This window comes from Shewanella sp. SACH (genome assembly GCF_001887095.2).
GTDB classification, from domain to species: domain Bacteria; phylum Pseudomonadota; class Gammaproteobacteria; order Enterobacterales; family Shewanellaceae; genus Shewanella; species Shewanella baltica.
Genome location: NZ_MPDG02000001.1, coordinates 160,771 through 182,800 on the forward strand (window position 1 = coordinate 160,771; position 22,030 = coordinate 182,800).

The 22,030-nt window shown below is 45.9% G+C and carries 22 protein-coding genes; 19 read left to right on the forward strand and 3 right to left on the reverse strand.

Features of this window, described 5'->3' with window-relative positions:
• The first annotated feature begins 416 nt into the window (after positions 1-416).
• From BM607_RS00645 to oxyR, 3 genes are all read left to right on the forward strand, one after another.
• Entirely contained in the window at positions 417-1,346 is a 930-nt protein-coding gene (locus BM607_RS00645) for a TIGR01212 family radical SAM protein (protein ID WP_071939204.1), read from the forward strand.
• A gap of 204 nt (positions 1,347-1,550) precedes the next feature.
• A complete protein-coding gene (locus BM607_RS00650) occupies positions 1,551-1,916 on the forward strand; it encodes an Hpt domain-containing protein (RefSeq protein ID WP_006080758.1) in 366 nt (121 codons plus the stop codon).
• 299 nt (positions 1,917-2,215) lie between these two features.
• The gene (gene oxyR, locus BM607_RS00655; RefSeq protein ID WP_087486463.1) at positions 2,216-3,127 is read left to right on the forward strand and encodes a hydrogen peroxide-inducible genes transcriptional activator OxyR; all 912 of its coding nucleotides are present in this window, start codon (positions 2,216-2,218) and stop codon (positions 3,125-3,127) included.
• A gap of 55 nt (positions 3,128-3,182) precedes the next feature.
• Here the strand turns inward: oxyR and BM607_RS00660 are convergent, their stop codons facing one another.
• Together BM607_RS00660 and mutH are read right to left on the reverse strand one after the other, a co-directional pair.
• Positions 3,183-4,250: an adenylate/guanylate cyclase domain-containing protein gene (locus tag BM607_RS00660; protein WP_071939202.1), complete on the reverse strand. Its 1,068-nt coding sequence runs from the start codon at positions 4,248-4,250 to the stop codon at positions 3,183-3,185.
• 122 nt (positions 4,251-4,372) lie between these two features.
• Positions 4,373-5,044: a DNA mismatch repair endonuclease MutH gene (gene mutH / locus BM607_RS00665; RefSeq protein WP_071939201.1), complete on the reverse strand. Its 672-nt coding sequence runs from the start codon at positions 5,042-5,044 to the stop codon at positions 4,373-4,375.
• A gap of 690 nt (positions 5,045-5,734) precedes the next feature.
• Here mutH and rppH point away from each other — a divergent pair.
• The 10 genes from rppH to BM607_RS00715 all read left to right on the forward strand — a co-directional run bounded on the left by rppH (position 5,735) and on the right by BM607_RS00715 (position 14,433).
• Positions 5,735-6,259, forward strand: a complete 525-nt coding sequence (gene rppH / locus BM607_RS00670; protein ID WP_006080762.1) for an RNA pyrophosphohydrolase — start codon at positions 5,735-5,737, stop codon at positions 6,257-6,259.
• Positions 6,260-6,282: 23 nt separating this feature from the next.
• A complete protein-coding gene (gene ptsP, locus BM607_RS00675; protein WP_012088598.1) occupies positions 6,283-8,517 on the forward strand; it encodes a phosphoenolpyruvate--protein phosphotransferase in 2,235 nt (744 codons plus the stop codon).
• 59 nt (positions 8,518-8,576) lie between these two features.
• Positions 8,577-9,377: a sulfite exporter TauE/SafE family protein gene (locus BM607_RS00680; protein WP_012588262.1), complete on the forward strand. Its 801-nt coding sequence runs from the start codon at positions 8,577-8,579 to the stop codon at positions 9,375-9,377.
• Between the two features lie 42 nt (positions 9,378-9,419).
• Complete coding sequence (lgt, locus tag BM607_RS00685; RefSeq protein WP_071939200.1) at positions 9,420-10,229, forward strand: prolipoprotein diacylglyceryl transferase; 810 nt, start codon at positions 9,420-9,422, stop codon at positions 10,227-10,229.
• On the forward strand, positions 10,226-11,020 hold the full coding sequence (gene thyA / locus BM607_RS00690; RefSeq protein ID WP_071939199.1) for a thymidylate synthase: 795 nt from the start codon (positions 10,226-10,228) through the stop codon (positions 11,018-11,020). The genes lgt and thyA overlap by 4 nt, the downstream gene beginning before the upstream one ends.
• A gap of 117 nt (positions 11,021-11,137) precedes the next feature.
• Positions 11,138-12,307: a Na+/H+ antiporter NhaA gene (nhaA, locus tag BM607_RS00695; protein ID WP_071939198.1), complete on the forward strand. Its 1,170-nt coding sequence runs from the start codon at positions 11,138-11,140 to the stop codon at positions 12,305-12,307.
• A 2-nt stretch (positions 12,308-12,309) separates the two neighbouring features.
• Positions 12,310-12,696 carry a hypothetical protein gene (locus BM607_RS00700; RefSeq protein WP_006080768.1) on the forward strand — a complete coding sequence of 129 codons (387 nt, stop codon included), beginning with the start codon at positions 12,310-12,312 and terminating at the stop codon, positions 12,694-12,696.
• 73 nt (positions 12,697-12,769) lie between these two features.
• Entirely contained in the window at positions 12,770-13,678 is a 909-nt protein-coding gene (gene nhaR / locus BM607_RS00705; protein WP_006085064.1) for a transcriptional activator NhaR, read from the forward strand.
• Between the two features lie 85 nt (positions 13,679-13,763).
• Entirely contained in the window at positions 13,764-14,012 is a 249-nt protein-coding gene (locus tag BM607_RS00710; RefSeq protein ID WP_006080770.1) for a succinate dehydrogenase assembly factor 2, read from the forward strand.
• Positions 13,993-14,433, forward strand: coding sequence for a protein YgfX (locus tag BM607_RS00715; protein WP_012088602.1), 441 nt, complete (start codon positions 13,993-13,995; stop codon positions 14,431-14,433). Before BM607_RS00710 ends, BM607_RS00715 begins: the two co-directional genes overlap by 20 nt.
• 59 nt (positions 14,434-14,492) lie before the next feature.
• On the opposite strand, the gene nadB is transcribed toward BM607_RS00715, so the two are convergent.
• On the reverse strand, positions 14,493-16,106 hold the full coding sequence (nadB, locus tag BM607_RS00720; RefSeq protein ID WP_006080772.1) for an L-aspartate oxidase: 1,614 nt from the start codon (positions 16,104-16,106) through the stop codon (positions 14,493-14,495).
• A gap of 190 nt (positions 16,107-16,296) precedes the next feature.
• On the opposite strand from nadB, the gene rpoE reads away from it, so the two are divergent.
• The 6 genes from rpoE (at position 16,297) to lepB (ending at position 22,030) form a co-directional block, all read left to right on the forward strand.
• Positions 16,297-16,875, forward strand: coding sequence for an RNA polymerase sigma factor RpoE (gene rpoE, locus BM607_RS00725; RefSeq protein ID WP_006080773.1), 579 nt, complete (start codon positions 16,297-16,299; stop codon positions 16,873-16,875).
• Between the two features lie 41 nt (positions 16,876-16,916).
• Complete coding sequence (locus tag BM607_RS00730; RefSeq protein ID WP_071939197.1) at positions 16,917-17,543, forward strand: RseA family anti-sigma factor; 627 nt, start codon at positions 16,917-16,919, stop codon at positions 17,541-17,543.
• A gap of 12 nt (positions 17,544-17,555) precedes the next feature.
• Complete coding sequence (locus BM607_RS00735) at positions 17,556-18,488, forward strand: MucB/RseB C-terminal domain-containing protein (RefSeq protein WP_006080775.1); 933 nt, start codon at positions 17,556-17,558, stop codon at positions 18,486-18,488.
• Positions 18,489-18,498: 10 nt separating this feature from the next.
• Positions 18,499-18,972, forward strand: a complete 474-nt coding sequence (locus tag BM607_RS00740) for a SoxR reducing system RseC family protein (protein WP_006080776.1) — start codon at positions 18,499-18,501, stop codon at positions 18,970-18,972.
• 166 nt (positions 18,973-19,138) lie between these two features.
• Positions 19,139-20,929 carry a translation elongation factor 4 gene (lepA, locus tag BM607_RS00745; RefSeq protein WP_071939196.1) on the forward strand — a complete coding sequence of 597 codons (1,791 nt, stop codon included), beginning with the start codon at positions 19,139-19,141 and terminating at the stop codon, positions 20,927-20,929.
• Positions 20,930-21,112: 183 nt separating this feature from the next.
• Positions 21,113-22,030, forward strand: coding sequence for a signal peptidase I (gene lepB / locus BM607_RS00750; RefSeq protein WP_006085066.1), 918 nt, complete (start codon positions 21,113-21,115; stop codon positions 22,028-22,030).

A 22,030-nucleotide genomic window follows, 5' to 3' on the forward strand; every position in this document is an offset into this window, starting at 1 on the left:
CTTTACGTTAACGTTAACAGTAAAAAGTGCTGTATAACATTATGAATAAAAAGAATTTTAAAAATGAGGAAACTATGGGTTTACTAAAATGTAACATGCTGGTGGGATTGTTTTTGATTTAGAAATAGTGATTTTTATTGCAAACACAGTAAATAAATAAAAAATTAAAATTGTTGAATTATTATTCATTTTGATGTGAGCAATATCTCAATGGTAAGCGCGTTAATTTGAGGATGCGCACATTTCTGACAATAAGGGTATGGGTCAGGCGGGAATTTGATGTAGCGCCAAGAAACCTCTCGCTACCTTGTTTACACTAAGCTTTTTCTTCTATTTGTTCACGTATTTTCTTTTCTATTTGTGATTTTATCTTGGTTATTCTCAATGAAGCGATATGAAATTTGGTGGGTGCTCTGATGGGGCTTGATGCATATGTGAACACCTTTGGTGCCGTTTGCAAGGCGCGATATGGTACGCGACTGCGAAAACTCACCATAGATGCCAAGTTTACTTGCCCCAACCGTGATGGCACCTTGGGGCGTGGAGGTTGTACTTTCTGCAATGTGGCGTCATTTAGCCACCAAACTGCTGATGTGCTGAGTATTACCGAGCAGCTCGAACAGGGTAAGAGTCGTTATCGTGAGGCGAAACCTCAGGCGCAAGCCGATAAATTTATAGCGTATTTTCAGGCTTACACTAGCACTTATGATGAGTATCAGGTGTTAATGGCTAAGTACGATGAAGCCGTTAAAGATGGCGAGATAGTGGGTTTGTGTGTAGGAACTCGCCCCGATTGTGTGCCAGATAATGTACTGGATTTACTGGCAAGTTATCAGGCAAACGGTGTTGATGTGTGGTTAGAACTTGGGTTGCAAACCGCTAAAGATGAAACGCTGCGCAAGATCAATCGCGGCCATGATTTCGCCTGTTATTGTGATACTGTGTCGAGGGCGAGAGCTCGCGGTCTTAAGGTGTGCACTCATCTTATTCTTGGCTTGCCCGATGAAACCTATAGCGATTATATGGCGACCTTAGCGGCGGTATTGCAGCAGGGCGTTGATGGCTTGAAGTTGCATCCTTTGCATGTCGTCGAAGGTAGCACTATGGCCAAGGCGTGGCGAAGTGGGCGCTTACCTTTACTGAGTCTTGAAGATTATGCTCGCAGTGTCGGTGAGATGATCCGCCATACACCCGCGGAAGTGATTTTCCACCGCGTCACTGCTTATGCGAAAAAACCTATGTTATTAGCACCAGATTGGTGTGCCTATCGATGGGATGGATTGGTGGCAATTGTGGATAATTTACAGCTTTATGGTGGACAAGGGCACGTATTAGCGCAACGATAGAGGCAAGTTAGTGGGATACATTTCCTCCTTAAATGCTATGTCGTCGCTATTATTTTGTAAGTGTTTACTTACGACTATTAGTTTGTTTTTTGTTAATTTCAATCTGAATTTGGCCATGGATATCGCTATAAGTTGCACAGACAATTTTAGTGGGTATCATGTGATAAATTCGTTTTAAGCATTGGACCACTTAAGGGAGGCCTCATGGCCACAGTTGAATTAGAAGTAATCCTAGATCTCAATACTCTCGAACAGTACTGTAGCGCCATTGGTGCCGGTACTTTACTTAAGAGTGTGGTGTTATTTGAGCAGTTAATGCCTGAATATGTAGGAAATCTAGTGAAGGCTAACGACGCTGCAGATAGAGATACCTTATGTTCAGAAGCGCATAAATTTAAAGGTGCCGCAGGTTCGGTAGGTTTAAAACGCATTCAGCAAATCGCCCAGTTATTGCAGCACGGTGAAGAGCCAAGATGGGATGCTGAACACGGCGCTTGGGTTGCTGAGATCGTCGAACATGCGAGTGCGGATCTACAACAGTTAAAGTTGTTCCTCCAAGCTAAAGCATAAGATATCGATACGCTAAGGCGCAGCAATAACATCTGTTGTTGCGCCCAATTGAGTGAATGATTGCGTTAGATTGTTGCGTTAGATATTGCGTTAGTTTGACGGCTGAGTTTGTTGCTTTTTACGTTTCCCCGCGAGTGCTTTTCTCCTCTTTGTTTGTTACTCCCACTTAAGGTTTACAGCTAATCGGTTGAATGTCGATTCGGCTCACATTCTTGAAATCTAATGCCGCGTTATTGGCTTTCAGTTATGCTAGAGTAGATTTAATTTCTTAATTCATAACCTTAATGGCAATCGAGAAAATGAAAAGTTTACCTAGCTTAAAAAACTTATTCTATTTGGTGAATCTCCATCAAGAGCAGAATTTTAACCGCGCGGCTAAGGTGTGTTTTGTCAGCCAATCGACGCTTTCGAGTGGGATCCAAAACTTAGAAGAGCAGTTAGGGCATCAGTTGATTGAGCGAGACCATAAGTCGTTTATGTTTACCGCTATTGGTGAAGAAGTGGTGCAGCGCGCCCGTAAAATTCTCACCGATGTGGATGATTTGGTTGAATTGGTGAAAAACCAAGGCGAGCCGATGACAGGCGATATACGTTTAGGGTGTATTCCTACGATTGCGCCTTTCCTATTGAGCCGTGTTATTCGCCAATGCCAGCAGTCTTATCCAGCGATGAGTTTATTACTGAAAGAAGATACCACTGAGCGTTTGTTGGATGCCTTAGGTAAGGGTGAGCTTGATTTATTGATCCTTGCTTTGCCTGTGGATACCAGCGGTTATCACAGTATGAAAGTGGGTAAAGATCCATTCAAAATGGTGATCCATAAGGATTTAGCCGGAGAAATCCATCAGCCGATCGATTACCAAGCCTTGCCAGACGAGAGTATTTTCCTGCTGCAAAGCGAGCATTGCATTACGGGGCATGCCATCACTGCCTGTCAGCTTGGGGATAGCGCGAAAGTGAATCCGTTTGCCGCCACCAGTTTGCATACCTTAGTGCAGATGGTGAACAGTAAGCTGGGCACCACATTCCTGCCGCAAATGGCAATCGATGCGGGTATTTTGAATGACACAGATTTGGTGGTGATGACGCCGCCGGGTGAAGCGCCTTACCGTGATATCGGCCTTGTCTGGCGTCAAACGACCAGTCGGATCTTAACCTTCCGCACCTTAGGTTTAATGATCCAAAAGTTATTAACCAAAGAAGAACAATAAGCTCTCTTCAACTGTAAAGTGTTAATGCAACTCAACGCTTAAATGTGATGATAAATTAGAGTAGGGAAACGCCAAACACTTCGATAGAGTGTTGTTTCCCTTTGAGTTTGACTGGGCCTAGATTCGATAGGTGATATTGCGTGTTGGGATTATCTAAACGTCCCGCGAGTGCGCCCGAGATCAACATGCGTTGCCCCAAGGGATTACACTGATCTTGCAGTCTCGCTAGGGTATTGAGCACATCACTAAAGAAACTAATCTCTTGTTTTTGCACGCCAACAACCGCTGCTACGACTTGGCCACAATGGGCCGCCGCTTTAAACTTAGGCACAAAGCCATAGTGTTCTTCAAAGTAACGTCTTTGCCAATTAAGCTGCTGACTAAATTCAAAATAGATATTCATGCAGCGGTCGTGGACTATCCCTTCTTCTAAAGGCCAGTGGATCAACACGGCATCGCCCATATAGCGATAAATCTCGGCTTCGTTGTTGGTCACAGTATCAGACAGCAAACTAAAGCTATCTTGGATCAAGCGGCTAAAACGGTAATCCCCAAGTGATTCGGCGTGTGTGGTCGAGGCGACCATGTCTAAGTAAAGGAATAATCGTTGTTCGTACCTTGGCTTATGGTATTTACCGAGGCCAATGTTGAGCAGAATACGTGGGCCAACTAACAGCGCCATTTGCTCGACGAAGGCTAAACTGACTCGCACGACCACCAGATAGACGATCAATGCTTGGAATGAAGGACTGTAGAGAATGTGCGCCGTCAGCATTTGTCTTAGGGTCGACATGTGATTTTCGATGGCCCACATATTCAAGAACTGGGTCATGTAAGCTAATGTCGTCGCCCCCAGTAATAAAAACAAGCCTTTAAAGATGACAGAAAACACATAGGGGAGGCGATTGATAGCACTGAAATCAGCAATAACGTTCGACATCCAATGCAGGCTGCCAAAAATTATCCCCATATAGATAGCAAGTGTCGCGAGATCGGCCGAACCTACCGCCCATTGGGGCAGTTCTGGTGATTGGGCATATCGAAAAAACACGAATGCAGCCATGGCAATCGCCCAAGCTAAAATCGCAAAAAGGAGTTTTTTCGCTTGTCTACGTGCTCTCACTGCGTGATGGGTATCCGAATACGGCTGTGATTTCAGAATGCCGTAGTTTATAGAAAAGAGTCACCTTAGTGCCAGTGAAATTTGTGATCTGGATCAATCTAAGTCTATATCGTCACTAAATATTAACCAAAAACCTTATTAAGTATCATGGCGGTGAAACTGGTCTTTAAATAAAAACCCCTAGGGTTGGTCATTTTGAGGCTGCCATCTTCGGCAATGCTTTGCGTTAATGCTTTACTGTTGGCGGCTTTGGGACGTAATTGCAGTACTTCGCCGTGGCGTGCGGTGAGTTTTTCGACTTTGCCGAGGGCGATAAGCTCCATGATCTCTTCCCAATCCTGTTGCAGCAATTGCAACTCCTGTGGATCAGGCTCCCACAATATTGGGGTGCCAATACGGCGCTCACCCACAGGAATATGTCTCTCACCTTCAACGGGTACCCAAAGGACTCGCTGTAACTTATGGCAGACTAAGCTATTTTGCCAGGTTAACCCTTGGATATTCGACAGCGGCGCCACGCAGACATAAGTGGTCTCCAATGGTCGTCCCTGTGAATCGATGGGGATAGTTTTAAGCTCGACACCTAAATGCAGAAAATCTTGCTCGGGTTTAGAGCCTGCCGTCGCGCCCAGTTCCATTTCGATTAACTGGCCGATCCAGCCTTTATCCCGCTTAAGATCCTTGGGGACACTTAGGCCTCTTTGGGCTGCAATTTGCGCCAAACTCACGCCAGCCATCATATGGGCGCGTTCGAGTAGCTCAGGGAGATTTTCGGGGGGAATTATTCGATTCATGGCTGGATTTTACTTAAAAATAACCGCTTAGCAATGGCGGTTAAAAAATGAACTCCGCAATTTGAGTAAACTTGTACCGAATATTTTTATTCTAAGTAACTGATTTTAAATTTTATATCCGAGTTACCCCCCGTTTTGCAAAAAAGTGTTCAAAGTTACTCTCTGCTTTCCCTTGCGTTCCCCACATACTTATCCACAGATATTATGGATAACTCAGTAAAATGCGTCCCATAACCTAATAAAAACCCCAAGTCAATGCGAATAAAGGGCATTTATTCCGGCTTTTGTGGACAGTTGTGGACACTATTTGTGTATAAAGTTGAGTAATATCGTGAGAACCATAGAAATAGCTCTAGCTGGTTAAATAATGAGCTTTATTGCTTTTTTTGCCATTAATAAATTATAGTTTTCATTCAAGTTATTGAATTTATTTTAGATAAAGTTTTAACTCTAAATTGATCAAATGGCGCTAAATAGATGTTTTTTGAGCGTTATAACAAGTTTACCTGAGTTTCAAACAGAGATATCCACAGAAAATGTGGATATCCCTGCATTTCATCCCCTAGCTTTGTTGATAAATGTCTTTTAAGTGTGATTTTATCCAATGCCTAGGGTGAAATAGAGGTTTGCTGAGAGACTAGCTTTATGAAACAATCAGTTTATTAAAATTTAATGTGATTTGGAGTCCATGTGATTGATAGCGACGGCTTTCGCGCAAATGTGGGCATTATAATTTGTAACAGATATGGCCAAGTCATGTGGGCCAGACGCTTTGGTCAACACTCATGGCAATTTCCTCAAGGTGGTGTCGATGATGGCGAGACAGCAGAAGAGGCAATGTACCGTGAGCTATATGAAGAAGTGGGCCTAAGACCCGAACACGTGCATATCCTAACCTCGACCCGTTCTTGGTTACGCTATCGTTTGCCAAAGCGTTTAGTCAGGCAAGACAGTAAACCTGTGTGTATTGGGCAAAAACAAAAGTGGTTTCTGTTACAACTGAAAAGCCAAGATAGTGCGATTAATTTGAGTTCCTCTGGGCATCCTGAATTTGACGATTGGCGCTGGGTAAGTTATTGGTATCCTGTGCGGCAAGTCGTGTCATTTAAGCGTGATGTTTATCGTAAGGTGATGAAAGAGTTTGCGGTAACGGCATTGTCATTCCAGACCCTAGAAATACCTAGGAAACGGGGAAGGCAAAAAACAACGGGCTGATTTTCAAAAGAGGATTGAAAACAGTGTTAAATACGCTTAGGGATATTACTCAGGCTGTGGCATCTGCCCACAGTTTGGAAACCGCATTAGAAGTCTTAGTCTCATCGACTAAAGCGGCGATGGAAACCCAATGTTGCTCCATCTATATCCTAGAAGAGCAAGAACTGGTGTTATCTGCAACCGACGGTCTTGAAAAAAGCGCCGTTGGTCGGGTACGTATGCCGCTGACTGAAGGTTTAGTGGGACTCGCAGCCCAGCGGGAAGAGGCCGTTAACCTAGCGGATGCAAGGCTTCATCCCAGATTCAAACTTTTCCCTGAAGTCGCCGAAGAAGAGTACCGCGCCTTTCTAGCCGTACCTATCATCTACCAGAAAGCCGTGGTCGGGGTGATAGTGGTACAGCAGGCGAGTGCGCGCCAATTCAGTGAAGGTGAAGAAGCTTTCCTGATGACGCTCGCCGCCCAGTTAGCAATGGCGGTGCGCGGCTTAAAACAAAAAGCCCAAGTCAGTTCCCATCATCAACAAATTCTATTTCAAGGTACGTCGGCGTCAAACGGTATCGCCATTGCGTATGCTTTTGTGCTCGGTGGAGAAATCCCCCTTGAGCAGCCCGACGTGCGCTCTGACGATATTGCCTATGAGTCGAGCCGCTTAACGACTGCTATGGTGCGTTGTAAAGAAGCGATTGGCGCTTTGTCTCAGCGGTTTGATCGCGAGCAAGATGACGAAGTCGTCTCTATTTTCAATGCATTACAGCTATTACTTGATGACGCCAGTTTAGGCGGAGAGTATGCCCGCGAGGTGCAATTGGGTTGGGCTGCTGAATCGGCGGTAAGCCGAGTGTCCTTGCGTTATATTCAGCAATTTTTGGCGATGGAAGATCCTTATCTTAAGGAGCGGGCAAGCGATATCCGCGACTTAGGCCAAAAAGTATTGCGCCAGCTGATTGAGCCAGAGCGTTTAGAGCTTGAACCCGATAAACCTGTAATTTTAATTACCCGCGAAGCCGATGCGACTATGCTGGCTGAGTTCCCAAGGCAGAAACTTGCGGGGATTGTCACTGAGCTTGGCGGCGTAAACTCCCATGCCGCTATTTTAGCCCGCGCCTTAGGTGTGCCGGCCATTACCGGTGTAGAACAACTGTTATCCGCCAATATTGATCAAAAACTCTTAGTGGTGAACGCCAGCCGTGGCCAGCTATTGGTGTCGCCATCACCGGCGATTGTTGGTGAGTATCGCAGCTTAATTTCGGCGCAAAAAGCGCTGCAACGCCAGTATGCTCAAGAATTAGCACTGCCTTCTGTGACCTTAGATGGCTCACGTATTCGTTTGTATTTAAATGCGGGATTACTCAGCGGCGTGGCTTCTGAAATTGCCGAAGGTGCCGACGGTATTGGGCTGTATCGCACCGAAATCCCTTTTATGCTGCAACAACGTTTCCCGAGTGAATCTGAGCAAGTGAAAGTGTATCAACAGGTCTTGTCGGCGGCGTCTGGTCGACCTGTGGTGATGCGCACTTTGGATGTTGGCGGTGATAAACCTCTGCCGTATTTCCCAATTAAAGAAGACAATCCTTTCCTTGGTTGGCGCGGGATCCGTTTGTCGCTGGATCATCCTGAGCTATTTTTGGTGCAGTTACGGGCCATGTTGCAGGCAGGTGGCGATGGTAAGCAATTAAGTATTTTACTGCCCATGGTCAGTAACTTAGATGAAATCGATCAATCCTTAGAATATCTGCAGCAAGCCTATGTTGAACTTAAGAACGATGTAAACAGCAACATAGTGATGCCACGCATCGGCATTATGCTCGAAGTGCCGGCGATGTTGTATCAATTGGATGATGTGGCAAAACGGGTGGATTTTGTCTCCGTTGGCAGTAATGACTTAACCCAGTATTTGCTTGCGGTTGACCGTAACAATCCGCGGGTGAGCTCATTATTCGACAGTTATCATCCTGGGATACTGCGGGCTTTGCATCAGGCTCACTTAGATTGTCGATATCATAAGCTCGATATCAGTATTTGTGGCGAGTTAGCGGGCGAGCCTATGGGCGCCATTTTGTTGGTGGCCATGGGATACGATCAATTGAGTATGAATCAGGGTAGTTTAGCGCGGATCAATTATCTCTTGCGCCGTGTCGCGCGAGCCGATTTGGATCAATTGCTCGCTAAAGCCTTGAGCCTATCAAATGGCTTCCAAGTGCGCGAACTGGTTAAAGAATATTTGAACCAGCAAGGTCTCTCAACAATTCTTAATTAACTAATGTCGTCTTTTGCTTTAAGCTAAGGCCCTCAATTTATCACGCTGTAGGTACTCGTGTGGATAGTTTGTTGTCGGTGTTTTTTATTTGCTTAGCATTAGGCGCATTTGTCGGCTTTATGGCAGGGTTATTAGGTATCGGTGGCGGCTTGATTGTAGTGCCTGCACTGCTCTATATTCTGCCCTCGGTCGGTATTAGTTCTGCTCAGTTACCCCATATTGCGATTGCCACTTCGCTGGCGGCCATTATTCTCACTTCTATCTCATCGACGCGAGCGCACCATAAGCGTGGAAATATTCCTTGGGATTTATTTAAGACGATGTTGCCTGGGATTATTCTTGGAGCATTAACCTCAGGTTTTATTGCCGAACGTATCTCCGCTGCCGCTTTGCAGCAGGGCTTTGCGATATTTGTGGTGTTGATGTCGATTCAGATGGCGTATCCCTTTAAAGCTGAATCGAATCGTGAGCTACCCAGCGCGCCGATATTATTTGTTGTGGCCGCGTTAGTTGCGATGGTCGCAGGACTGATGGGCATCGGCGGCGGGGTATTGTTAGTGCCGTTTTTAACCTTCTTTGGTCTGCAGATGCGTTACGCCGTTGGGTTTTCGGCGGCGACAGGTTTGTTGATCTCCCTCTCGGGCAGTTTAGGTTATATCATCGCGGGCTTTAATGCGCCCGAGTTACCTTATGGCACCTTAGGTTTTATCTATTTACCCGCCTTGTTTGGTTTAGTGATCACTTCTGTCTTGATGGCGCCTGTGGGCGTAAAAGCGGCGAGCACTTGGCCAACATCGGTACTTAAAAAGATATTTGCACTGTTACTTCTGTGTGTCGGCCTTAAGTTAATTCTGACCTAGTTTTTATGTTTACCTCTGTTTGAGGCTGCTAATGGATGTGTTATGGCGTTGAGTTTCACCAATATCGATCCCGTGATCGTATCATTTGGACCGTTTAATCTGTTTGGACAAACCTTTGAACCTGCGCTGCGTTGGTATGGTTTTACGTATTTAGTCGGATTTGTTGCGGCTATGTGGTTGTTGAACCGACAAGCTGATCACTCCAAGGGAGTATGGTCGCGTGAGCAAGTTTCAGATTTACTCTTTTATGGTTTTCTTGGGGTGATATTGGGTGGGCGTGTCGGTTATGTGCTTTTTTATCATTTCGATTATTTTCTCGCCAGCCCTATGTATTTGTTTAAAATCTCAGAAGGCGGCATGTCCTTCCACGGCGGTTTGATGGGCGTAATTGCGGCGATGATTTATATAGCCTGGAAACAAAAGCGCACCTTCTTTGCGGTCGCCGATATGGTGGCACCTGTGGTGCCTATCGGTTTAGGCGCAGGGCGTATTGGTAACTTTATTAATGGTGAACTCTGGGGCAGAACCACAGACGTGCCATGGGGCATGGTGTTTCCAACAGGAGGACCCGATCCGCGTCATCCTTCCCAGTTGTACCAATTTGCACTTGAAGGTGTGGCGCTATTCCTATTACTTTACTGGTTTAGTAAACGTACCGATAAAGTCGGTGCCGTCTCTGGTATGTTCTTAGTCGGTTACGGTATTTTCCGTATTATGGTTGAAACGGTGAGACAACCCGATGCACAGTTGGGACTCTACTGGGGATTGATGACTATGGGGCAGATACTGTCTATCCCTATGGTGTTAATCGGTTTGTACTTGATTTTTCGTAAGCAAGGTAAGCAGCAATGAAACAGTATTTAGACTTAATGAAGCACATCTTAGCCGAAGGTGTGGATAAATCGGATCGCACTGGTACGGGGACTCGCTCAGTATTTGGCTATCAAATGCGCTTCGATTTGAGCAAAGGTTTTCCTTTGGTAAGCACCAAGAAATGCCACATGCGCTCTATCATCCACGAATTGCTGTGGTTCCTGAAGGGTGAAACTAACGTTGCCTATTTACGTGAAAACAAGGTCAGTATTTGGGATGAATGGGCCGATGATAATGGCGATTTAGGACCGGTTTATGGTGCCCAGTGGCGCAGCTGGCCAACCCAAAGTGGCGATGCTATCGATCAGATTTCACAAGTGATTGCCCAGATAAAATCTCAGCCTGATTCTCGCCGCCTTATCGTTTCTGCGTGGAACGTGGGCGAGCTGGATAAAATGGCCTTGGCGCCGTGCCATGCGTTTTTCCAGTTCTATGTGGCTGATGGCAAATTATCTTGTCAGCTGTATCAGCGCAGCTGTGATGTGTTTCTAGGTTTGCCATTTAACATCGCCAGTTATGCTTTGTTAACTATGATGGTGGCCCAGCAATGTGACTTGGCCTTAGGTGATTTCGTGTGGACGGGTGGTGATACCCATTTATATTCAAACCATATGGAACAAACTGCATTGCAGTTAAGTCGTGAGCCAATGCCATTGCCAACCATGACGATTTTACGTAGACCTGAATCAATTTTTGATTATCAATTCGACGATTTCGAGCTAACAAACTACGCTCCACATTCCCATATCAAAGCACCTGTCGCCGTGTAACGTGCATTTTTTCGACCAATACCTCGGAATAACCGAGGTGTTAGGTCGAAACTTACGATTATATTTGTTGTTACAATTCGTCTACACTCAATTCATTATGATTTTTAGGAGTGCACGATGGAAAAAGCAATTAGAAATTTTCTGAGCCAAGAATCGGCTGGCGGTATCCTATTATTGGTTGCTGTTGCCTTAGCTATGCTGATGGCTAATTCCCCTTTATCTGGACTTTATCAAGGCTTTTTAGGCACTGACGTACAAGTTAAAATTGGCGATCTCGATATTCATAAGCCGTTAATTCTGTGGATCAACGATGGCCTGATGGCCGTATTCTTTTTGCTTATTGGTTTAGAAGTTAAACGTGAGTTACTCGAAGGCGCCTTATCGAGTGTCGCTCAAGCCTCTCTGCCTACCTTTGCGGCCATTGGCGGCATGTTAGTCCCTGCTGGGGTGTACTTGCTGTTTAACTATGGCGATCCGGTCACACAAGCGGGCTGGGCGATTCCTGCCGCGACGGATATTGCGTTTGCTTTAGGTATTATGGCGCTGCTTGGGAGCCGAGTTCCCGTTTCACTGAAAGTCTTCTTACTTGCTTTAGCGATTATCGATGACTTAGGCGTCATAGTGATTATCGCGCTGTTCTACAGCACCGACCTATCAACCATCAGTTTAGTGATTGCCAGTTTAGCGATTGCGGGCTTGGTTGGGTTAAACCGCAAAGGGGTCACCTCACTTTTGCCCTATGGCATTTTAGGATTAATCCTTTGGGTCGCCGTACTTAAGTCTGGAGTGCATGCGACTCTGGCTGGTGTCATCATCGCTTTCTGTATTCCATTACGGGCAAAGGATGGCAGCTCACCTTCAGAAGGCTTAGAGCACAGTTTGCACCCTTGGAGCACCTTCTTCATTCTGCCAGTGTTCGCTTTCGCCAATGCGGGTGTTTATGTCGGCAATATGAATTTGGAGACGTTAATTTCTCCGGTACCTGTCGGTATTGCACTGGGCCTGATGTTAGGTAAACCCATTGGTGTGATGGTGTTTAGCTATATTGCGGTGAAACTTAAACTCGCTCAGTTACCCGATGGCGTAGGTTGGAAGCAAATTGCCCCAGTCGCGGCCATGTGCGGTATTGGTTTTACTATGTCTATGTTTATTGCGTCGTTAGCCTTTGAACATGCAGACCCTATGTACGGTGACTTAGCACGCCTAGGAACCTTAATCGGTTCGATTATGGCGGCGCTAGTCGGGTATTTCTGGTTATCAAAAGTGTTACCTAATAAAGGAGTATAACTATGATAAAGTTGAAATTAATGGGAATGGCAACACTCTTATGTCTATCGACAACCGCGACGGCATCGCAAATATCGGCCTGTAATCAGGATGCGAACTCGAAGACCTGCCAAAGCTATCTTGAAGGGATAGTCGATGGCGCTCTGATGTTTAAATCTGATTCCTTAGGGGCGAGATTAGAAACCAATGGTTATGAATCAAGGGCGCTTAAATATCGCGGCGGTAAACGTTTCCAAGAGGCGAATCGGACCTATTGCGCTGAACGTATCCCTGAACGTCATGTTTTAGTGTCAGGTGTCACTGAAGCGGTAAGTCTGGGTAATGCGACTGATTTGGAGCAATTACAAGGCATAGTCACAAACTTGCTTGATTGCCAGCGTTTGCAATAAACTGATTTAAAACAATAGATTTATAATCCCTCTGCGCCTTGGGCGTATGAGGGACGATTCACACTGGATGAGCATGCTGCACTTGAATTACAACCACCTGTATTATTTTTGGATGATTAAGAAAAAGGGCTCGGTTGCTAAGGCGGCCGAAGCCCTCTGTTTAACGCCGCAAACGATAACTGGGCAAATTCGTGCCCTAGAAGACAGGTTGAATGGCAGTTTATTCAAGCGAGTAGGGCGGACACTGGAAGCCACTGAGTTAGGTGAGTTGGTATTTCGCTACGCAGATAAGATGTTTAGTCTTAGCTACGAAATGCTCGATTTACTTAACTATCAAAAAGATGATGCGATGCTTTTCGAAGTGGGTATAGCCGATGCTTTGTCTAAAGCCTTAGTTAGCCGTGTCTTGTTATCCGTCGTCCCCAATGACAGTTCTATGCATTTAGCTTGCTATGAGGCGACCCACGAAAGCCTGATGGCGCGTTTGCGTGAGCATAAACTGGATATGATCCTCTCCGATTGTGCTGGTGAATCACTGAAGTATCCCGAAATCTTATCTAAAAAGTTGGGCGAGTGTGGTGTGAGTTTTTTCTCCGCAGATACTTATAGCGCTGATTTCCCCGCCTGTTTAGAGCAAGGCCAGCTATTAATCCCCGGCCGCAGAACCTCACTTGGACAGCAGTTATATCGCTGGTTTGACGAACAAAATCTTAAAGTCAGTATCTTGGGTGAGTTCGACGATGCGGCCATGATGAAGGCCTTTGGTTACCTTAAACGGGGGATTTTTGTCACGCCGTCGATTTATCGCCAAGAAGTGATTTCCCATGGGATGAATTTGCTCGGTGAAACCACGGATGTGAAAGAGGAATACCATGTGATGTTTGCCGAACGTATGATCCAACATCCTGCGGTAAAGCGCTTGTTGGACACAGATTTCAGCGATCTCTTTGCGGGACGCGATATGCAAGTCCAACAATGCTAATTTTGTGAGCCAATGTGAAGGGTTAATCGACACTTTAGTCACTGAACTGATAGACTAATGCCAAATCTGTGTTGGGAGAAATACCTTGGAATTAATGAACATCGCAAGGGTTCGCTGGGCATGTCGCCGCGGGATGCTAGAATTAGACGTTTTGTTTCAACCTTTTGTTGAAAATTTCTATCAAGAAATGTCCGATGAAGATAAAACTGTGTTTATCCGTTTGTTGGAATGTGAAGATCCCGAATTGTTTGCATGGTTTATGGGCCATGAAGTGTGCCCTGATGCTGAGCTCGCGCGTATGGTAGTGAAAGTCCGTGGAAGACCGGCACCATAGTTTCAGCGTAAAAGCCTCCTTCGACCAACGACTCTCGTTGGTCGTTTTTATTTGTGTCTGTGCTAGCTCATTTCTGCTCTGGCCTCAAAGCGACAATCTCGCCTTATCCCTGCTTAAATATCTGTTTATCCTGCTAGTTTGTATTTTCTTGCTATCACAGTTGTGGCGACTGCAGCATTGGCGTTTAGATTTTGTGCTTAGTGATAAAGGCGTGGGACGTTTGTCAACGGGTGAGCACTTTCAGGTATTAAAGCGAACTTGGGTGACGCCCTTTGTTTGCTTGATGTACATCGAAGTGGATACTCAGTTACGGCTCTTGATGGTTTGGGCGGATATGTTAGACGATACTGACTATCGGCATTTATGTCGGCTGTTGCTGCGGGCTAAAATAAAACAGACTAAACCTCATACCGAGATTTAGTCTGTTTTCAGCAAGCCAAATAAGAACCTAAGCCTATAAACACATAAGAACTTAAGCGGTTACTTTTCTGGTAATAAAATTGTTGGGCGCGGCGCGTCTAATTTCTCTGGATGGTCAATATTAAAATGCAGACCACGGCTTTCTTTACGTTCCATGGCACAGCGAATAATCAACTCGGCCACTTGCACTAAGTTACGTAATTCGAGCAAGTTATTGCTGACTCTGAAGTTACTGTAATACTCCTGAATTTCTTGCTGTAACATCAGGCAGCGGCGCAGTGCACGCTCCAGACGTTTATCCGAGCGCACAATCCCGACGTAGTCCCACATGAATAACCGCAGTTCGTGCCAGTTATGGGCGATGACCACTTCTTCGTCCGAGTTAGAGACTTTACTTTCATCCCATGCTGGAATTTGTCCCGGCATTTGAATTTTATACAGCTGGCTCTCTATATCATGTGACGCCGCACGGGCAAACACTAAACATTCGAGTAGCGAGTTACTCGCCAGACGATTCGCGCCATGTAAGCCCGTATAGGCCACTTCACCAATGGCATAGAGGCCATTGAGATCGGTTTGACCGTGCATATCTGTCATCACACCACCGCAGGTATAGTGCGCGGCAGGCACGACAGGGATCGCATCTTTAGTGATATCAATTCCCAGCTCTAAGCAACGGCTATAGATGGTCGGGAAATGCTTCATCACAAAGTCAGCATCTTTATGGCTGATATCCAGATACACGCAATCGGCACCGAGACGTTTCATCTCATAATCGATGGCGCGGGCAACGATGTCACGGGGAGCGAGTTCAGCGCGTTCATCAAAGTCCGGCATAAAACGGCTGCCATCTGGACGACGCAGGTACGCACCTTCACCACGCAGGGCTTCGGTGAGTAAGAAGTTGCGCGCATCGGCATGGTACAAACATGTCGGATGGAATTGGTTGAACTCCATATTCGCCACGCGGCAACCTGCACGCCATGCCATGGCAATACCATCGCCGCTAGCGACATCGGGGTTTGAAGTATATTGATAAACCTTAGAGCTACCGCCTGTTGCTAACGCAACAAACTTGGCCTTAACGGTTTCGACGTGTTCTTCGTTGCGATTCCACACATAAGCGCCTAACACACGATTACCTGGGCGATTTAACTTACGAGTGGTGATGAGGTCGATGGCGTTATAGCGTTCTAAAACTTGAATATTGGGGTGGGCGAGTGCGCGTTCTTGCAGCGTTGTTTGCACTTCTTTACCTGTGGCATCGGCAGCGTGCAGAATACGTCTGTGGCTATGGCCGCCTTCACGGGTTAAATGGTAAGGTGCGTCTTTTGCATTACCGTCAGTGGTTTCCTCTTTATCGAAGGCGACGCCACATTCGATAAGCCATTGCATCGCACTCTTAGCATTTTCAGCGGTAAAAGTGACGACGTCTTTGTCGCATAAACCCGCACCTGCGATTAATGTGTCTGCAACATGGGATTCGATAGTGTCACTTTCGTCGAAGACGGAGGCGATACCGCCCTGGGCGTAGTAAGTCGACCCTTCCGAGAGTGGGCCTTTTGAAAGCAGAATTACTTTTGCTTTTTCAGCAAGATGCAAAGCTAGTGTCAGACCTGCGGCACCGCTACCTATGACTAATATGTCAGATTGGTGTTCAACTACTTGTTTCATCGGGTATCATGATGTGACTGAAGAGTGCCAACTATGGTAAACCAACTCACGGATTATGGGTACTTTCCTTTTAACCTTACTTTTTTTGTATATTTTTTAGAACTTTTTCAAAGTACGCGAGTCTACATAAGTGAATATGATTCGAGCGACTGAGAAATCAGCATTTTAGATTTAGGAGAAGTCGGCTCGGATGAGTGGACAATTAAGTGATCAACAATTAGTTGAGCGCGTACAACAAGGTGATAAAAACGCTTTTAACCTGTTAGTGCTTAAATATCAAAGTAAAGTCATTAGCTTGATATCCCGTTATGTACGGAATCAAGCGGACGTTGCTGATGTCGCACAGGAAGCGTTTATCAAAGCTTATCGAGCTTTGCCAAACTTTCGCGGTGAAAGTGCATTTTATACTTGGTTGTACCGCATCGCAGTAAACACTGCGAAGAATTATCTCGTATCACAGGGGCGCAGAACGCCCGCTAATGATGTTGATGCAGAAGATGCCGAATATTATGAAGGCAGTGACGCGCTGAAGGAGTTCGCCTCCCCAGAACGGCTATTGTTATCGGAAGAAATCAAAAAAGTGATTTTCGATACCTTAGAAACGCTGCCAGAAGAATTACGAATGGCCATCTCGTTGCGTGAACTTGATGGAATGAGTTACGAAGATATTGCCATAGTCATGGATTGCCCCGTAGGGACCGTAAGATCGCGTATCTTCCGAGCTCGAGAGGCTATCGATAAAAAGCTCCAGCCGTTGCTGGAAGCCTAAATTCTTATTTTAAGAAACCCTTATATTTAGACAGGTGAAAAATGGATAAATTAGGTCAAGAATGGGTATCTGCCGCAGTCGATGGAGAGACTGATGCGCAGACCATGGCAGAGTTATCTGCTGATACACATTCACATGATAAATGGCATAACTATCATATGATAGGCGATGCCATGCGTGGCGAGTTGCCGCAGAATATTGTGTTAGATCTCTCTGCTAGCATTGCCGCCGCCATTGAGCTTGAGCCAGCGATAGTTGCGCCTAAGCATCATGCGTCTAAGGTTGCTGCACCTGTAACCCCGCAAATTGCCGCCAATGCGCAGCAAAACCGCGTCATACCTTTGTTTAAGCAATTTGGCCAATATGCCATTGCTGCGACGGTTGCTATGTTTGCGATTGTCGGTGTGCAGAATTACAATCAGAGCGCCGATGATGCCGCGTCACCATCGCCCGTATTGATTACCAGACCGCTAATTGGTAGCGCATCACCTGTGAGCCTACAAACGGGTCCAGTTCAACAGAATCAAGGTTATACCAATGATCAGGTGAACGAGCAGCGTCGCCGAATTAATACTTATATTCAAGATCATATGTTGCAACAACGATTGAATACCGGTGCGGTTGTAGAGGACAATACCGAGGTCGTACCCGTTCCGGTCAATCAATAACGAGGAGTTAGCTTGCGTCTAATCCTGTTGGCTTTATTAGCCTTGGTCTTTCCTGCGATGGCGCAGGAAGATATGCCTGCCAAAGTCTGGCTCGAGAAAATGAGTCAGGCCTTACGAGAGAAAGAGTTTAAAGCATCGATTATTCAACTTCAGGCCGATCATATTCGGCCTTTGGTTTACCTGCACGGTAAGGTGAATAATCAAGAAGTAGCCTTTCTAGAATACCTTAACGGTCCACCTAAAAATGCTGTGCGTGTCGGCAATCGTGTCACTTTTATTGAGCACGACGAGCCTGCATACAGTATTGTTTCTAATCATATTCAAGGTGTTTGGCCTGCCGCTTTTTCTGCCAATATGGCGGATTTAGAAGTGGGTTATCAGTTTGTGCTTGGTGGTCGCACCCGTATTGCTGGGCGCCCGGGGCAAATGATCCGCCTGTTGCCCAATGATGAATTCCGTTATGGCTTTCAAATTTGGCTTGATATGGAAACTTATCTGCCGCTGCGATACGACATGCTGACTCAAGATAAGCAATTGCTTGAGCAGATCATGGTGATTGAACTCATCGAATTCAGCGAGCCGCCAGCCATTTTGCAGGAAGCCTATAAGCAAGAATGGCCAGCAGTTATCGATCAAGCCGAGCGCCAAGACGGTCAAAACTGGCAATTTGCTTGGTTACCCGCAGGTTTTACTGTGGTCGTGCGTGATCACCATAGATTGATTGGCAGCCATGAGGCGGTGGAATACATAGCACTGACCGATGGGCTAGCGAGTATCTCCGTTTATGTTGCGAGAGCAAGTACAAGTCCATTGCCTGAGGAGTTAATCACCCGTAATGGTTTGTCGTTAGTCTCAGAAAAAGTGGGTAATGCCGAAGTGGTTGCTGTGGGTAAAGTGCCGACAGAAACTCTAACGCGCATTGCTAAAAGTCTGACGCTAGAATAGGACGCCGATTATGATGGAAGAAATTGCCCGAGTCGTCGCCAGTGATAGCCAAGGCTGGTTGACGGTTGAAGTCGAACTTAAGAGTACCTGCAAGAGCTGCAGTAACAGTGAGTCTTGCGGGACTTCTGCTGTGGCTCAGGCTTTTTCCTCGAAAACCCAGCAATTTTCGATTCAGAGTGAGCGCCGCTGCGAGGCAGGTGAGTTACTCAAACTAGGACTTCCCGAGAGCGTGATCCTCAAAGCAGCGGCATTAATCTATTTAATGCCGCTGTTTGGTTTGTTTGTTGGCGCGGCGTTAGGCCAATTTTTAGGCCAGTTACTTGAGTTTAATCCTAACCTAGGTGCCATGGGCTTTGCGGCCGTTGGTGCCTTGCTTGCGTGGTCTTTTGGTAAGCAACAGGCCAAACGCTTAGAAGTCGATGCTCAACCTGTGATTTTGGCCTATTTGGGCATGAGCATCAATTTACAAGAATTAGCTCAATAATTTCAATATGTTATTGTTTATCAAATAACAGCTAACTGCGGTTTTGGGCGTTGTTTTATCGGTCTGTCCTAAGTAGGAGTGAATGTGATTGGTATTGAAACCGCAATCAGGTACAATTTCGCTCCTTTGAACCGTATCCATTTTCAGTATTAGTCATTGCAGCATAATGAAACAAATTAGAAACTTCTCAATTATTGCCCATATCGACCATGGTAAATCGACGCTATCAGATCGTCTTATTCAGGTTTGTGGCGGTTTAACCGACCGTGAAATGGATTCTCAAGTTTTAGATTCTATGGATCTAGAACGTGAGCGTGGTATTACGATTAAGGCACAAAGTGTCACTTTGGATTACAAAGCCAAAGATGGCCTTGTCTATCAACTCAACTTTATTGATACCCCAGGTCACGTTGACTTCTCCTATGAGGTCTCGCGCTCATTAGCAGCCTGTGAAGGCGCTTTGCTGGTGGTTGATGCGGGTCAGGGCGTTGAAGCTCAGACACTGGCAAACTGTTACACCGCGCTGGATATGAATCTAGATGTGGTACCTATTTTAAACAAGATTGACTTACCACAAGCCGATCCAGAACGTGTTGCTGCCGAGATTGAAGATATCGTCGGTATCGATGCCATGGATGCTGTGCGTTGTTCGGCTAAAACCGGTGTCGGTGTCGACGAGGTTTTAGAAGTCATTGTTGCCAAAATTCCACCGCCAGAAGGCGATCCTAACGCACCATTGCAAGCCTTGATCATCGATTCTTGGTTTGATAACTACCTAGGCGTAGTGTCTTTAGTGCGAATTAAACACGGTAGCCTGAAAAAAGGTGACAAGTTTAAGGTAATGTCTACAGGACAAAACCACACTGCAGATCGCGTCGGTATTTTCACCCCAAAACAAACTGATAAAACCGAACTTAAAACCGGTGAAGTAGGCTTTGTGATTGCGGGTCTGAAAGAAATTCACGGCGCGCCCGTGGGCGATACATTAACTTTAGCCAAAAACGGTGCTGAAAAGCCGTTACCTGGCTTTAAGAAAGTGAAGCCACAGGTATATGCTGGCGTATTCCCGATTTCTACTGACGAATATGAAAACTTCCGTGATGCGCTGAATAAGCTCAGCCTGAACGATGCGTCATTATTCTTCGAACCAGAAAGTTCATCGGCACTCGGTTTTGGTTTCCGCATTGGCTATTTAGGCCTGCTGCACATGGAAATCGTCCAAGAGCGTTTAGAGCGTGAATACAACCTAGAGTTGATCACCACAGCGCCAACCGTAGTGTACGAAGTCGTGATGACCAGCGGTGAAACGATTTACGTTGATAACCCGTCTGATCTACCAGCGATTAACAACATCGAAGAAATGCGTGAGCCGATTGTTGAGGCCAACATTTTAGTGCCAAAAGAATACTTAGGTAACGTGATTACCTTGTGTATTGAAAAACGTGGCACGCAAGTGAACATGGTTTACCACGGTAACCAAGTGGCTGTGACGTATCATCTGCCAATGGCGGAAGTGGTCATGGACTTCTTCGACCGTTTGAAATCCACTAGCCGTGGCTATGCATCACTCGAATATAACTTTATTCGTTTCGATCCTGCAGACATGGTGCGTTTAGATATTCTCATCAACGGCGACAGAGTCGATGCCTTGGCTATGGTTATCCATAGATCCAACATTCGTCACCGTGGTTTAGCCTTAGTCGATAAGATGAAAGAGCTGATCCCGCGTCAGATGTTTGATATCGCGATTCAAGCGGCTGTGGGCAGTCAAATTATTGCTCGTTCAACCGTGAAAGCCTTGCGTAAAGACGTAACGGCTAAATGTTATGGCGGCGACGTTTCTCGTAAGAAAAAACTCTTAAATAAACAAAAAGAGGGTAAGAAACGGATGAAGCAAGTGGGTAACGTTGAGGTGCCACAGGAGGCATTCTTAGCGGTACTTAAGCTAAACGAGTAATCGTTAGCATAAGAAATAACCATTTAGTTGACTATTGCGCCGCTGTTTGCGGCGCTTTAGTTAGGTTATCGCATTGGTTTATCACTTTGGTTTACCAAGGTCGAATACGGTAAGTTAACTAAAGTATGATATTCGCTGAGTTAGGCACCTTTAAATGATTTTAAAGCAGGAGTTCAATAAGCAATGGCAGCGTATTTTTCCATTATTCTAGTGCTAATCACCCTGATCTCGGGACTTATTTGGTTAGTCGACGTGCTCGCATTCGCCCCTAAGCGTCGTGAGAGTTTAGCGTTAGCCAAGGCCTCGCAAGCGACGTTAACCGAAGAAGCCGAGTACCAAATCATTCGTGAATCGACCATAGTCGAAACCGCGCACTCTATTTTCCCTGTGATTGCCTTTGTGTTGATCCTGCGTTCATTCATTTATGAACCATTTCAAATCCCATCGGGTTCTATGATGCCAACCCTCTTAGTAGGTGACTTCATTCTGGTGGAAAAATTCAGTTATGGGCTTAAAGATCCTGTATGGCGCACTAAACTGGTTGAAACCGGCGAGCCAAAACGCGGTGATGTGATCGTGTTTAAATACCCTGAAAACCCGACAATTGACTACATCAAACGTGTTGTCGGTTTACCGGGTGATAGAATTATTTACCGTAATAAGCAGTTGATGATCCAGAAGGCCTGTGGCGTTGAGCAAACAGATTGCCCAGAACCACAAGTTATCGCCCGCACTGAAATCAGTCGTGGTGATTACAGCCAAGATGGCGTGCCATTACTGCGTTACACGGAGCAACTGGGCGAAGTCGCCCACGATATTTTGATCAACCCAAGTCGTCCCGACATGCTGGGATATTTTAAGCGCGAAGGTAATTTACCTGCGGGTGAGTTTTTAGTGCCTGAAGGCCATTACTTTGCCATGGGTGATAACCGCGATAACAGCACCGACAGTCGTTTCTGGGGCTTTGTGCCAGAAGAAAACCTTGTTGGTAAAGCGGTAGCGATTTGGATTAGTTTTGAATTTGACCGTTCAAAAGCCGACTTCCTCCCAACTTGGGTACCGAGCGGCGTGCGTTTTGAGCGTGTAGGTGGAATTAAATAG